9 protein-coding genes are annotated in these 14,413 nt (G+C 43.1%); 5 read left to right on the forward strand and 4 right to left on the reverse strand.

Going from position 1 to position 14,413, the window contains the following annotated elements; genetic code table 11:
* Window positions 1–41: 41 nt before the first annotated feature.
* Window positions 42–938, reverse strand: coding sequence for a LytR/AlgR family response regulator transcription factor (locus tag ACO06Y_RS04285; protein ID WP_422082594.1), 897 nt, complete (start codon window positions 936–938; stop codon window positions 42–44).
* A gap of 237 nt (window positions 939–1,175) precedes the next feature.
* On the opposite strand from ACO06Y_RS04285, the gene ACO06Y_RS04290 reads away from it, so the two are divergent.
* Genes ACO06Y_RS04290 through ACO06Y_RS04300 form a run of 3 tightly spaced genes read left to right on the forward strand, consistent with a single transcriptional unit; the run spans window position 1,176 to window position 5,289 of the window.
* Window positions 1,176–3,635 carry a TonB-dependent receptor domain-containing protein gene (locus ACO06Y_RS04290; RefSeq protein ID WP_422082595.1) on the forward strand — a complete coding sequence of 820 codons (2,460 nt, stop codon included), beginning with the start codon at window positions 1,176–1,178 and terminating at the stop codon, window positions 3,633–3,635.
* A gap of 5 nt (window positions 3,636–3,640) precedes the next feature.
* Window positions 3,641–4,981 (forward strand): PepSY-associated TM helix domain-containing protein, encoded by a 1,341-nt coding sequence (locus ACO06Y_RS04295; RefSeq protein WP_422082596.1) that lies wholly within the window; start codon window positions 3,641–3,643, stop codon window positions 4,979–4,981.
* Window positions 4,978–5,289: a hypothetical protein gene (locus ACO06Y_RS04300; RefSeq protein WP_422082597.1), complete on the forward strand. Its 312-nt coding sequence runs from the start codon at window positions 4,978–4,980 to the stop codon at window positions 5,287–5,289. The genes ACO06Y_RS04295 and ACO06Y_RS04300 overlap by 4 nt, the downstream gene beginning before the upstream one ends.
* Before the next feature lie 45 nt (window positions 5,290–5,334).
* Here ACO06Y_RS04300 and ACO06Y_RS04305 read toward each other — a convergent pair whose 3' ends face one another.
* The 3 genes from ACO06Y_RS04305 to hemH form a co-directional block, all read right to left on the reverse strand.
* Complete coding sequence (locus ACO06Y_RS04305) at window positions 5,335–6,432, reverse strand: lactonase family protein (protein WP_422082598.1); 1,098 nt, start codon at window positions 6,430–6,432, stop codon at window positions 5,335–5,337.
* Window positions 6,433–6,572: 140 nt separating this feature from the next.
* Complete coding sequence (locus ACO06Y_RS04310) at window positions 6,573–7,961, reverse strand: MATE family efflux transporter (RefSeq protein WP_422082599.1); 1,389 nt, start codon at window positions 7,959–7,961, stop codon at window positions 6,573–6,575.
* Window positions 7,962–8,065: 104 nt separating this feature from the next.
* Window positions 8,066–9,100, reverse strand: a complete 1,035-nt coding sequence (hemH, locus tag ACO06Y_RS04315; RefSeq protein ID WP_422082600.1) for a ferrochelatase — start codon at window positions 9,098–9,100, stop codon at window positions 8,066–8,068.
* 357 nt (window positions 9,101–9,457) lie between these two features.
* Here hemH and ACO06Y_RS04320 point away from each other — a divergent pair, with 357 nt between their 5' ends.
* On the forward strand, window positions 9,458–12,976 hold the full coding sequence (locus ACO06Y_RS04320) for a TraB/GumN family protein (RefSeq protein ID WP_422082601.1): 3,519 nt from the start codon (window positions 9,458–9,460) through the stop codon (window positions 12,974–12,976).
* 107 nt (window positions 12,977–13,083) lie between these two features.
* Window positions 13,084–14,412, forward strand: a complete 1,329-nt coding sequence (locus ACO06Y_RS04325) for a hypothetical protein (protein WP_422082602.1) — start codon at window positions 13,084–13,086, stop codon at window positions 14,410–14,412.
* The last annotated feature ends 1 nt before the right edge of the window (window position 14,413 follow it).

The following is a 14,413-nucleotide window of genomic DNA, read 5'->3' on the forward strand; positions in this document are numbered from 1 at the left end:
GGGACGAACGACATGTTTTTGTTACGGATAACAAAACCTCGCTAAACTTGTCGCCATTGCTGTTCAAAATTAGGGATCATGGTTCGGGAAACGGGAAGGGCGTCGGGAACCTCCCTTAGTTTCAAACGATACCCTTGGGCGTTACCGGAAACCTTGGTTATTTGATTGAGATTTACCAAATAGGAACGGTGTGTTCTGGTAATAAAAGGAAGTTGGGACAGCTGCACATCCAACTCCTTTATGGTCATCCGTTTCACCTGTTTTAGCAATTTTCCTTCTTTCTTCAAGAATATTTCCAGATAATTCTTATCCGATTGCGCAAAGATGAACTCATTTGGATTCAGCTTAAAATCATCACCCTTTACCTGTGTCTTGATAAAAATCGATGTGAAAATTTCTTTTTTATCCGCGTCGAAAACAGATTCGGGTTTCCTCTGAAATTGAGCGGCTTTTTGTTGGTTCCGCAGATACAGACGATTGAAGTTTACGGGAATCAATATCAGCATCAATATAGTGCCTACAATAAAAGTATTTCGAATTTCCTCAAAAAAATAGCCCCATGACCAGTTATTCGGATTATCATAAATAAGATCCCGAATCAAAAATTGTCCAATACCGGTGAAGAGAAAAAAGCTTAGGAGCAAAAGCGTTTCCTTGCCCACGTTCCATGAATCGATCAGCGTACTTTTAGTTGATAACCCCCCAATATGCAAGAACAAAACCAGTATGGGAATTAGGGAATGGATAACAGAAATCCAAAAATAGTGCATGATGTGCTCATCCCGACTTACATTAAAAGGCTCTACAAAAAAATTGAAGAAAACCACGAATACGAAAATTGCAAAAACCACGACTGACAAGTCCTTTCCTTGATAATAGAAAGGGTAAGGTTGTGCAAAAAAATGAGATATCGACTTCAGCGTAATTCCGGAAAACATAATCCAAATTTCATCCTTCCTTGGAAAATCCCTTAAAAGGTTTTGTCCCAAGTCCTTAAAGATAGCCGTTTCAAATCGGATGGGTAAAACCCTACTGTAGCCGTTCGACCTTTCTTCCCAATGTGATGTGCTTTATGACCTCATGACTTTACAAAAAAATCACGTAAAAGACTTGTCCAAAACAAAACCGGCTTCTATATTTGTTCCTTATTTAGAATTGATCTAATTAAAAATAATATGAAGACTGCACCAATTTTCCTCCTCTTTCTTTTTGCCCTATTCAGTAGTAAAGCCCAAACCGCTACGGTTACAGGAACCATCATGGACGACAACGACCAACCTATTGCTTTCGTAAACATTCGAATAGAAAACACCAGCTTGGGCATCGCATCGGATGCCAAGGGCCGTTATGTTTTGGACAATGTCCCTACCGGCGAACAGACCCTGATTGCCAGTAGTATCGGTTTTAGCACGGTACAAAAAACAGTAACGGTAGCTGCTGGACAAACGGTCACTTTGGACTTTATGCTTACAGAAAATGTGAACCAACTGCAATCCGTGGAAATTATCGGTAGAAAAGAGACGGGTTATAAAAATACCTCCTCTTTTATAGGAACCAAATCGGCCACCTTGTTACGGAACGTCCCTCAAGCGATCAGTTATGTGACGAAGGAATTGGCTCTAGATCAAGCCGCCTTCCGGGTAAACGATGTGGTAAAAAACATCAGTGGGGTAAACCAATTTTCGTTTTATAACGATATCACCATACGTGGGTTTCGAGTTTCCGGCCAGCGTACGTCCGGAAACTTGGTCAATGGTATGCGGGCCTTTACCAGTTTCTGGAAACAGCAGCTGATTCCGCATATAGAAAGGGTGGAAGTTATTAAAGGTCCGGCATCCGCCCTATTCGGGAATGCTTCCCCGGGAGGTACCATTAACCGCGTAACCAAAAAACCCTTGGACGAGGAACGGCAATCCATTACGGCTACCGTGGGCAGTTTCAATACCTTCCGCACCTTGGGCGATTTCACCGGCCCCATGACCGAAGACGGTAAGTTGTTATATCGCATTAATCTGGGCTATGAGAACTCGGGCAGTTTTAGGGATCTACAGTTCGACAAGAACTTGGTAGTGGCCCCTTCCTTTTCATTCCTCCCCTCGGATAAAACCCGATTGAACGTGGATATCGTTTATCAAGGTTCCGAAGGGCGTTTGGATCGGGGTCAGGCGGTTTTTGGGGATGGCGATCTCTTCTCCGTACCTATCACCAAAGCATTGAACGCGGCCAATGATTTCCTAAAGGAGGAAAGCATCAACGCTACCCTTTCCTTACGTCACGAGTTTTCGGATAGACTTAGCTTTAATAGTATCTATATGCGAAGCAGCTACCGCGAAGATCTTCAAGAACATAGGACGGCCAATACTTTTGCCAGTTTGGGAGATGGCACCAGAGATCCCCAAAAAGTGGAGATGCGGGTATTTATCCGTAATCGCAAATGGAACAATGACAACTTCAACAACTATCTCAATTACAATTTTGACATCGGCGAGGTAAGCAACCAATTGTTGGTGGGATACGACTATTTTCAGCAACTTTTGGAGCCTGGGGGCTCCCAATTACAAGCTAGGGGCTACCTTCTGGCCGATGGTTCGGGAACCGCTAATAGCTTTGATCCGGACAATGCCGATGCCTTTTTGTTGGATGGGGAGGGCAATCCCGTTCCCAACGTGCCCCATTTTGACTTGACCGATCCCACGGCCAATCAAATCCGAAATTTTGCGGACTATATCTATGCCACCAACCAATTCCCGACGAGTAGGCTGCGCTCCCATGGTATCTATGTTCAAAATCAGGCCACTTGGGGCGATTTCAGATTGTTGTTGGGCCTGCGCCAAGAGTATTATATAGACGACCTCAACTTCAAGACGGATGAGGAGGAAAAAATAGAGCAGGATGTGCTTTTACCTAGAGTGGGACTAGTCTATTCCCTAAACGATAATGTAAATCTGTATGGCACCTTTGTTCAAGGCTATCAACCCCAAACTGCCAGCGTAATCGCAGATCCCAATGCCGGGGGGCCTTTTGATGCCCTGACCAGTGAACTGATAGAGTTCGGTGCCAAAACCGATTGGTTCAACGGTCGGTTGAGTGCCTCAATGGCTCTTTTCTATTTAACCCAACAAGGTGAGCTTTACAATGCCAATGACCCTACACGACCTGATTTGTTGGTACAAATCGGTGAAGAGGAGTCCAAGGGGGTGGAATTTGACCTGGCCGGAAAAATAGCCCCCAACTGGAGTTTGGTCGCCAGTTATTCCTTTAATGAAGCAACCATAACCGAAAGTGACGACCCTAGCGAAATCGGGCGCCAAAAACCCAATGCCCCCAGACATACCGGGAACCTATGGAGCAAATACGTCATAGACCGAGGGGCTTTTAAGGGGGTCGGCTTTGGGTTGGGCGCTAATTTTGTTACCGAACGGTTCGGATCTATCGTACGTACCCCGGAACCTCCATTATTTCCGGGTTACGAATTGTTCGATGCCGCGCTGTATTACCAATTGGACAAATTCCAGATTCAATTGAACATCAATAACATCTTTGATAAAACCCATTGGGTCGGCGGTTACGACTTTATCAGGGCCTTCCCGGGAGCACCTCGAAACGTGATGACTACGGTATCCTATACATTTTAAAAAACATGACCTCGAAAAAGCCCCGTTCCGCTAAAAAAAACCTATTATGGCGCATTCATAGCTGGATGGGGCTATATGCTGGGGTGATCATTGCCTTTTTAAGCTTGACCGGGGCGGCGGCCCTCTTCCGAATGGAAATCGATGAGGCGTTGAATCCTTCGCTGTATCTTGTGGAAAAGGAATCGACCAGAATGACCCTGAACGCTATTGTCTCCGAAGTGACCGAAGCCCATCCGGATAAGGAACTTTTTGAGGTATATGTTCCAACAGAAGCCACGGGAACCTATAATCTACGGTTAATGGCCAAAAATGCGCCCCGGATATTTCCAGTATTCTGGGAAGTTTTCGTAAATCCATATACAGGGGAAATCCTCGGGGAACGCAATTATTATAAAACCTTCAACTATTACTTGCGCAACCTACATGTACGCTTTTATGAAGCCTTTTGGGGGCGACTAATCGTAGGATTGGCCGGCCTGGCGCTTTTGATCTCCACCATTACCGGTTTCCTAATTTATGGGCGCTTTATGAAAAAACAATCCTTGGGCGAAATCCGGGGCAAAAACCTAAGGATGCGTCAGGCTGACCTGCACAAGTTTATAGGTGTCCTTGCGTTGGTATTTAATCTAATGATTGCCATTACCGGAACCTGGTTGGGCCTTCAAGGTCAATTGCAAAAAGCCTTCTCCATAGAACGGCCCAATATTTATAAACGAGCGGAGAATCCATTGACGCCAAAGGAAGATTTGGCAATGACCGCCAATTTTGACCAAGCCCTGAAGAAAACATCTTCTATCTTTCCCCAATTGATACCAAAAACCGTACGCCCTTCCCGAGATGGCGCACGAACCATAGAAATTGTAGGTGATGTCCCCGGACAGGCCTATGAACGGCTAAGCAATAAATTGGTACTGGATAAAGGAAATTTAAACACTTTGTTGAAGTACGATATTAACGAGGACGACTTTGGTGGAAAACTGTTCTTTGTACAGGAGTCCTTCCATTTTGGTGATTTTGCGGGCATTTGGTTGAAAATACTCTATGCTTTTCTTGCCCTTACCTCTGGGTTTTTGGCCCTAAGCGGATTTATTATCTATTTAAAGAGAACCGAGAAAAAAAGGACGGAAAAGCCTTCGTTTGTTGAACTTAGACCTTTATTATACCGATGGGTATTTGGAATACTTGCCTTCTGTGCGATCGTTGGGATTATGAGTGTCATCTGGGGTATTGGTGTTCCTTCCTTAACGGTCATTATCCTGTTCTATGGCCTTTTAACATTTCTTCTACTGAAAGCCCTATTTCTATGGGTTCGTACCCGATTTTCCAAAAAGCCTTTGCAAGTATGAAACGGGCTTCCCTAAATCAATATGTTGCCATCCCTATACTTTTGGCCTTTGTATTGTTGAATACAGTACTTATCCTGTATTTTTACAATGAATGGTGGCTGGTTTCCCAAAATGCCACTGAAGCTTCCTTTTACAATTTTGATGTCGAGATGAAAAAGGCCTATATCGCTTCGGCGCGAAATGCTACGAGCCTGCTATTGGTCATTATGGGCTTTGAACTCGTGGCTCTTTTTTTTAGGAAAGGAATTGTAGCTATTACCTTATTGATCCTTATTAATATCTTAGGGTACTTTTTTATTTTCCCTTAAGTAAGAATCCGACCTTGTCCTAAAATGTAGCTGGTGATAGAAAATCTATAAATCCAAAAACTCCAAGCATACCGGGCTTGATAATTTGGTTTCATGGAGGTACGTCAATTCTCCCGTCTGTTTATCCCTTTGGAAAACGGTGATATTGTCGCTTTTTTGATTGGCCACCAAAAGAAATCCATCCGTGGGATCCAGTGCAAAATTACGGGGCCAATCGCCGCGGACGCTTTCCCGGCCAACCAAATTCAATTTTCCCGAACCTATATCTACCTTAAAGATGACAATGGTATTTTCCCCTCTATTTGAACCATACAGGAACTGGCCATCCTTGGACAAATGGATATCCGCACAATAGCTTTTTCCATCAAAACCTGTGGCCAATGTATTTTGGGTCTCCACTTCCTTATAATCTCCATTGGCCTTTCGCTCAAATACGGTAATCGTGGAATTCAACTCGTTAATTACGTAAAGAAACTTCTCGTCGGGACTAAACGTAAAATGCCGAGGCCCTGCCTTTTCAGGTAAATCCAGGGAAGCTTGTTCGGCCGGGGCAAACCGTTCGTTCCCTTCCACATATCTTTTTACGGCATCCAGTCCCAAATCCGCTACAAAAAGTCCGTCCGAGGTAAACTTCGCCGCATGTGCATGGGACGTTTTTGTGGTATCGATTATTTTATGGTCTATATATTGCGGGTCGGGAAGTAATTTCCCCTTATCATCGATCCGAAAAATGGAGATGCTTCCACCGGGATAGCTCGAGGCTGCCAAGGTACGCCCATTCTGCGATATCCCTACATGGCAGAATGGTGGGCCATTGGTAACTTCTGAATTGATTTCCTCCAATAGCCCGTCCTTTATGCGGTATCCCGCCATTGCACCTTTCCTATCCGGTGCGTCCTTTACGGCATACAGGTATTCTTTGTTCGGGGAAATCCTTAAAAAAGAAGGGTTGACCAAAGTGGCGGCCAATTGGGTGTCTTCCAATGTTCCCTTATCCGTATTGAAGGTATATCGATATATCCCCTCACTCTCCCCATTGGTATATGTTCCTACGAAGAGGGAATAGGTCTTGGGCGCCTCGGAGGTACAGCCTAAAAAAACAAAAACTAAGCAGCAAGCGAAAATGAAGGTCTTCTTGATCATGGAAACAATTTTAAAGGAACCTTAAAAATAGGGACTAAATATGACATGGGTCACAACTGGGAAACAAAAAGTTAAGGCTTCAACACATATATTCAAAAAATAATCGGCGGGCAGTGGCCATTTTTGTAATCAGATGCCTTTTATGTACTTCTGGCCAACAAAGTGTTCCTGACCTCTTTCCTCAAATAAAAGCCCGTAACTATGGTGGCTAATACATCCGCAATTGGAAATGAGATCCATACGCCAAGTTCACCTAAAAAATTCGGTAAGATCAAAATCAAGGGAATAAAGAAAAAGCCTTGGCGCAGGAGTGTCAACAAAAGTGCCGGCACTGCCTTCCCAATTGCCTGAAAATAGGCCGCCCCTATCAACTGCAGGGCAATAATAGGGGTTGCCGCAAAGACCCAGCGCATGGCAAAGGGCGTGTGTTCCAGAACAAAAGCATTGGCTGCCAGTTCAACCGAGGACATATCCGGTTTGTCACTCAAAAAGAGAGCGGCTATTTCCGAGGGAAAGACCATCAAAAAGATGAAGACCAAGGTGGCCATAAAAGCGGCATACTTGATGGCCGTGTTGATACTTTCCCGTACCCTTGGATATTTTTTGGCCCCATAGTTATATCCCGCTATGGGCAGAAAGCCCTGGGTTACCCCAAATACCGGGAAAAAGGCGAACATCAGCATCCGTCCGATGATGGCATAGACGGCTACCATGGCCTCCCCGCCCAAACCAAAAAGAATATTGTTCATCAGCAAATAGATGATGCTGATAGTGGCCTGACGTGACAAGGTTACAAAACCCAAAGACCCGATTTCCCGAAGTATGGATCCGTTCAACCCAAAATCGGTCATCCGCAGTTTCAACTCCGAGTTTTTGGAAAGAAAGAACCAAACAATGTAACACAGGCAGAAAAAATAGCCCAGTGTGGTGGCCCAAGCGGCCCCATACATACCCCAGTCCAACTCATAGATAAAGATATAGTCCATCAACAGGTTGCCAACGGAAGGAATAATCATGGCATTCATGGCAAACCTGGGTTTGCCCTCGGCCCGGATTACCGTATTGCCCATCATACAAAGTGCCAACATAGGAACCCCATAGACCACAATAACGTAGTAAATCTTGGCAGGTTCAAAGATGGCACCCTTGCCCCCAAACGCAGGGATAAGGTCATCTACAAAATAAAGACCCACCACCACCATGGAAATAGTGACCAACAAGGTCAAGGTTACCTGGTTCCCAAAAACCTTCAGGGCCTTTTCCTTATTCCCCGCCCCTAGGGCCCGTGAGATAATACTGGAACCCCCTATACCGATGGCCATACCCAAGGCCCCGATAAAAAATGAAACCGGAAGTACCACATTGATGGCGGCAATGGCAATGGAACCGATCCAATTTCCGACAAAAATGGAATCGACCAATATGTTGAGCGACATGACCAGGATACCTATACTGGCAGGTACCGCCTGCTTTATCAAGAGTTGACCTATAGGTTCGGTACCGAGTTGTTCCGCTGAGACTTTTGCCATTTTTTCTTTATTGCCAGCTTATCAAAAGTGGGAATGGGAAAGCAAGCAATTTCATATATTGTTATTCTTTTGCAACGGTTAGCTAAACCGCTGTGGAAACTTCATTAAACCGGCAACACATCGGAGGCCTGCCATTCATTTATCCACTTCGCCATGAGCCCGACCCATGCATCATCATCATTTAGACAAGGAATATGTTTGTAATCCGTTCCACCCGCTTCCATAAACTGTTCCTTGCCCTCCATTGCAATCTCCTCCAAGGTTTCCAGACAATCGGAAACAAAAGCCGGGGTAATTACGGCCAAGCGTTTTTTACCCTCCTTTGCCAGGCGTTCAAACTCAAAGTCGGTATAGGGCTTGAGCCAAGGATCACCGGCCAAACGCGACTGAAAGGAAGAACTTAACTTGTTTTCATCCAATTTCAGATAGGATTTGACCAACTCCGTGGTATCATAGCATTGGTGGCGGTAACAGGTATGGTGGGCCACAGAGTTAATATAGCAACAGGAACCATCAATCTTACAATGGAACTTGGTTGGATCGCTCTTTCGGATATGTCTCTCCGGAATACCGTGATAGGAAAACAAAATGTGGTCGTACTCAAAATCCTTTAGGCCCTGCGCAATGCTTTCTGAAAGTACTTTGATGTAATCAGGACTTTTATAGAATGCGGGCAAGGTCGTCAACTTCATTTCGGGAAAATGTACCTGTTGTTCCTCCATCGTCTTTACCACCACAGTCTCATAGGAGGACATGGCATAATGCGGATAAAGGGGAACCAATAACACCTCATCGACCCCTTTTCCCGATAGTTCTTCCAATGCTTTTTTAATGCTCATACTGCCATATCGCATACCTAGGGCCACTGGAATCTTCAATTGTTTTTGAACCTTATCCGCAAAACGTTCGGAGATGACGATCAAAGGTGAACCTTCCTTCCACCAAATCTTGGCATATGCGCTAGCCGACTTTTTAGGTCGGGTCTGGAGAATTATTCCACGAACCAAAAGGGTACGTAGCCATTTAGGTGCATCAATAACCCGTCCGTCCATCAAAAACTCATCCAGATATGGTTTTACATCCTTTGGGGTCGGGCTATCCGGAGAACCCAAATTGACCAATAAAACACCTTTTGCCATAGAATTTTTTTAATGCCCGTAAAAATAAGGCTTGTTACAAAAACTTCCTGTCCTTTCCGTGGATTGTTTTCTAATTTTGTTATAGAAAAAATCAATCTCCTTTTTTACGCCAAAACTGTATGCGAAACGGCGGCCCATAATCGTATTTATCATAAAAAAGAGGATTAGGGTGAAAATACCATACACCAAAATACGTTATACCCAAAGCCATCGTCCGTTTTAACGGTTTATAGGGAAAGGTCACCGAATACTCTTCCCTAATTTTGCAATGGCATCCTAACTTGCATTACGCGCAGACCTGTTATCACATAGACAAACGGCGATCCTGCAAGAAATGGGCAAAACAACAAAACAATAATGCGTTTCTTTTTCGCTTTTCTTGTAAGTATTTCTTCCTTTTCGACTTTTTCACAAGAGGAAAACAGCCTTCTTTGGGAGATATCCGGCAATGGATTGGAGCAAAGTTCCTATCTCTACGGAACCATGCATGTAAGCAAGCGTATTGCCTTCCGACTGGACGATGTTTTCTACGAGGCATTGGATAAAAGTGATATAGTGGCCTTGGAGTCCGATCCGGATACTTGGTTGGAAGTTGATGAGAATATCGGCTTTACGGCTACAGGGCAAGGCAGTAGCTTTAATCCCAAAGGTTTCTATAGATATCCCTTTACGGTCAGAAACCCGAGAAAGGAGGAGATAGCAGGTTATTTGGCCTTTGAGGATCAACGCGTCAATAATATCCTATATCGGACCAATGCGTATTCCCAGAATTTTGAGGAAGAAACTTATCTGGACATGTTCATTTACCAGGCCGGGAAAAAATTCGATAAAAAAGTCATTGCCCTGGAAGACTTGGAGGAATCCACGGCATTGGTAGGCCGTGCGAGTTTAAATGCCATGAAGCAAAAACCGGACGAGTGGCTGCAAAAAAAAATGCAACTACAGGATCCCATGACCTTATTGCAAGATGCGTACCGCAACCGGAACATCAATCTTTTGGATTCCTTGGACAAGGCCATGTATACCGACCATTACTTAAAGAACATGCTCTTTATCCGCAATCGCACTATGGCCAGGGAACTGGATTCCGTAATGCGCGGGGCAAAAGTATTCGCCGGTATCGGTGCGGCCCACTTGCCCGGAAAACAAGGGGTCATTGGTATGCTGCGGGATATGGGATACACGGTTCGTCCACTGACCTCTCGATCTACGGTTAAAGGCAAAAGACTCAAGGAAAAGTTTGAAAAGTCGATAAAGGAAAACGAATATGCCACCCAGTTCCCGGATGACAATTTCTTCAGCATGGTGCTGCCCAATAAGCTTTACCCCATAACAGGTTATGTAAATACCACCTACATCTCGCCGGATTTGGCCAATGGAAGCTATGTGATGGTAAACCGCATCCCCACTTTTTCACATTTAAAGCATGAGGTCACCTATACCCTGGAAGACCTGGACAAACTTTTGTTCGAGAATATTCCGGGTAAAATATTGGAGAAAACCCGAATCAATAGAAATGGGTTCCAAGGCCTGGATATTAAAAACCAACTGAAAAACGGGGATCATCAGCGCTATCACATCTACGTAACGCCTCTGGAAATCCTGATTTTCAAAATGGGCGGCCAGGGTGATTATGTCGTCCAATATTCGGATACCATTTTTAATAGTATCCAATTTAAAAAAGCGACTTTAAGAAATAGTATGGTGGCTTCGGGCTTTGATGATTTTCAGGTAAGGATGCCTTCCCTGTACAGTTTTCCAAATCGCTACCGAAAAGGAGATCGCTTCATCCAAGGATTTGATTCCATTACCGATTTCTATTATTTCTTGCGGAAAGCCACCTTGAATGATTTTAATTTTATTGAGGAAGATTCGTTCGAATTAAAAAAAATACAGCAACGGTTTTATAAGGAATTGAAACTGATCCCTATTTACCAGAAAATCAAAAACAACAGTTTGGTATCCCAATCGGTTTTGGACTCCGTTACCAAAAAAGAGCTCCATTTAAAGACCGTTTTTAAGCGAGGCGATTATTATTTGATGGGCTGCCTGACCAAATCCCCCGAAGAGGCCGTTACCTTTTTTGACTCCTTTGAAGTAAAGGAAATTGACGGGAACAAGCCCTTTAAAAAGGTACGGGATACCGCATTGTTCTTTACAACGGTGACGACGGTTAAACCACCAAAGTTTGTAGAAAACAGTAAAATGTACCGAAATGGGCGCTACAGGCCCAAGGCTTACGAAGCCTACACCAAGAAGACCATTTACCAAAACAAAAACAATGAGGCCGTCACCCTGGAACTGAACAAGTCCCATGATTTGATGATGTATCCCAATATCGATTCCGTATGGGCGTTCCGAAAAAAACTACAGACCAAAAACGGACTGAGCATTCTAAAAGAGAAAGATACCCTTTGGGAGGATGGACATTATGAACTGGAAATGGTATTGACGGATACGGCCAGTACACGCGGCATTCTTGTGAAAAACATAGTCAAGGGAGGTTTGTTCTATGAACTAAAGGCACAGACGGATACCCTATTGGGCCCAAGCCCTTTCGTCGCCCAATTCTTCGAACATTTTCAACCTTATGATACCCTTGTCGGAAAAGATATCCTGAAGGATAAGACATCCGTCTTTTTTGAGGCCTTACGGGCCAACGATAGCATCGTACTGGAAGGGCATAAGTTTGTGAAATTCCAAAAAAAACACATAGATTCTTTAAAGTATTATATTTCTGAGTTTACATACCCTGAGGATAAAAAATACATTCAGTCCCATTTGATACAGCAACTGGGAAAATTGGACGATCCCAAGGTGATCCCCTTCTTGACCGAATTTTATGTACGCTCTTACAACAACTCCAATGCCCAGACCAAAATCCTACAGGCCCTGACGAAAAAGGCGGATGAGGAGTCGGTAGCCGTTCTCCTGGAGCTTTTATCGAAGGATCTGCCTTTGGTCTCCAATACCTTGGAAATCCACAGAATATTCAAGCCCTACAGGGATAGCCTTCCTTTGGCCAAAAGGTTATTCCCGGAACTATTGGATTACAGTGCCATAGCCGAATATAAACCTAGTATCTTTTCCCTACTGGCCAAACTAAAGGCAAAAGGTCTTATTAAGCCCAAGAGTTACCATAAATACCGAAAACAAATCCTGAACGATGCCAAAATACAATTGAAACGACAAATAGGTCTATCCAGCATAAACATACAAAATGGGTACCACAAAAAAATCCGGGGTCATAACGGGGTATTGGAAAATTATGCCATTTTGTTATATCCCTTTATCAAGGAAAAAGAGGTAGCCCAATTTTTTGAACGTTTACAATGGATAAAAGATCGAAGAATTCGCACCACCAATGTTATGTTAATGGCCCAGGAAGAATCCCCGATTCCACAAGCGATGTTGATCGATTTGGCCAAGAATACCAATAGCCGGTTGTTACTGTTCAACAAACTCAAGGAAATCAACAAGTTGGATGTATTTCCCAAGATGTACAAAACCGAACGGTATCTGGCGGAATCCCTCCTCTTTGAACAGCGGCCCTATATCCAAAACCAGGATTCCGTTCTTTTTGTAGCAGAGCGTACCTTGCAGTTTCGCGGTGAAACCTATAATGGATATTATTTTAAGACAAGGAATAATCAGGATTACGATACCAATTTTACCGTGCGCCTGGTCGTATTTAAAAATGGGCAAGAGCTCACGGCAAAGCCATTTTATAAAAACGAAGGATTGCGTATTGAGGATACGGACACGGAAACGGATGCGATTACGTATGCCACGGAGGAGTTTTATCTAAAGGACCGAAAACGCGCCCAGGTTTACCGGCCCATAGGTTATGGGGGATATGGGTATCATGGGTATTGACCCTCTGTTTATCCTGGAAATATCCCATATCATCCAAAGAATTTAAATATTGTTTTTAATTCCTACAAAACCCATTATTTTTATATCTTAAAATCATTAAACCCCCGATGATGAGACTTTCCCGACTACTATTTATGCTGCTCCCCTTTGTGTTTGTATTCATCAATTGCTCAAAGGATGAAACCCCTACTCCCGATTCCGATTCCAAAGAGGAACCCAAACCGGAGGAGCCCAATGGACCTGAAAGCGAGGTTTACTTTACCTATAATCACAAGGACAATTCGTTTCCGGAGGATTGGATTGTTATTCATGATGCCTCAGGCAATTTATTGGATTATAGACAAATCGATGATATCCCTTCGGTTGATTTTAGTATATCTAAAAATAATGTTCCGAATAACATAGCAGTCACTTTGTTTTCTGCCAGGATTACGGAAGACGGAACAAATCCCACATATAAAATAAATACATATACAAATATAAAAACGGGAAGTATCTGGGACAAAACTGTCGATATCTATGAACATCAACCACCTATAATAGGTCATTTTAAGCTTACTGTAAACAATTTACCAGGAAATTATATAGCCGGAGCTACACGAATCAATGTGGGAACCTCTAAGGGTTTTATTTTTGAGCAACCACATTTTACCGCTCAAGGGGATGGCAAAACTTCAGTGACCCTACTGAGTGTCCCCATTCATGAAAACGAAGATTGTTTAATCAGTATTTATGACCAAGAAAACAACCATAAATATATGTTGTTGCAATCACCCTTAAACGAAGGTGACATAGTATTGGATTATGTGGATTTCGATGAATATGACAGTTATTTAAAGTTTCTATTACCAGAACACAATAACTATTTTCTCACAACAATAGCATATTCAGAAGAAAACCCAAATTATTTTTATAAAAGCAATTTTTTAAGTTGGACCATTAGACCAACTTGGGATAACAAAGCAATTGCTGGTTATATTGATAGCTATGCAAAATTTCAGACCATATTTAATATTTACTTGGATGATTATGGATATAGCTATTCAAGGTCAGGAAGTAAAGTGGAAAGTATCGACATACCTCAAAAGCCGGCTTTCAAAATAATAAAGGACCAAGTAAGCGACTTCGAATTTGAATCGGATAAATCCTATTTAAGAAAAACCGTACAGTGGCTTTATAGAACTTTCGAAACTGATTCTAGAAATACAGAATGGAATGTAAACTCCTCGGGAGGTAATACCCATGTTTTGGGTGGTCTTCCACAAGAAATTGTTGAGAAATATCCTACTCTTGGTCTGGATAAAATGGAATTAAACGAGGTAAAGCTTTATTACAATGGATATTCATACGACGAATTCATCAATATTATCCATAGCAGCTATACCGAACGTGGTGAGATGATTACGGAATATTTCAATTTTCGGGATTTCGATTAGT

This window comes from Ulvibacterium sp., assembly GCF_965228935.1.
Lineage (GTDB): Bacteria > Bacteroidota > Bacteroidia > Flavobacteriales > Flavobacteriaceae > Ulvibacterium.

What these genes read in the sequence shown, in the direction of transcription:
- ACO06Y_RS04300 (WP_422082597.1), top strand. Translation starts at nt 4,978, where the DNA reads ATGAAACGGGCTTCCCTAAATCAATATGTTGCCATCCCTATACTTTTG.
- ACO06Y_RS04295 (WP_422082596.1), top strand. Translation starts at nt 3,641, where the DNA reads ATGACCTCGAAAAAGCCCCGTTCCGCTAAAAAAAACCTATTATGGCGC.
- ACO06Y_RS04310 (WP_422082599.1), bottom strand. Translation starts at nt 7,961, where the DNA reads ATGGCAAAAGTCTCAGCGGAACAACTCGGTACCGAACCTATAGGTCAA.
- ACO06Y_RS04320 (WP_422082601.1), top strand. Translation starts at nt 9,458, where the DNA reads ATGCGTTTCTTTTTCGCTTTTCTTGTAAGTATTTCTTCCTTTTCGACT.
- ACO06Y_RS04290 (WP_422082595.1), top strand. Translation starts at nt 1,176, where the DNA reads ATGAAGACTGCACCAATTTTCCTCCTCTTTCTTTTTGCCCTATTCAGT.
- ACO06Y_RS04325 (WP_422082602.1), top strand. Translation starts at nt 13,084, where the DNA reads ATGATGAGACTTTCCCGACTACTATTTATGCTGCTCCCCTTTGTGTTT.
- hemH (WP_422082600.1), bottom strand. Translation starts at nt 9,100, where the DNA reads ATGGCAAAAGGTGTTTTATTGGTCAATTTGGGTTCTCCGGATAGCCCG.
- ACO06Y_RS04305 (WP_422082598.1), bottom strand. Translation starts at nt 6,432, where the DNA reads ATGATCAAGAAGACCTTCATTTTCGCTTGCTGCTTAGTTTTTGTTTTT.
- ACO06Y_RS04285 (WP_422082594.1), bottom strand. Translation starts at nt 938, where the DNA reads ATGTTTTCCGGAATTACGCTGAAGTCGATATCTCATTTTTTTGCACAA.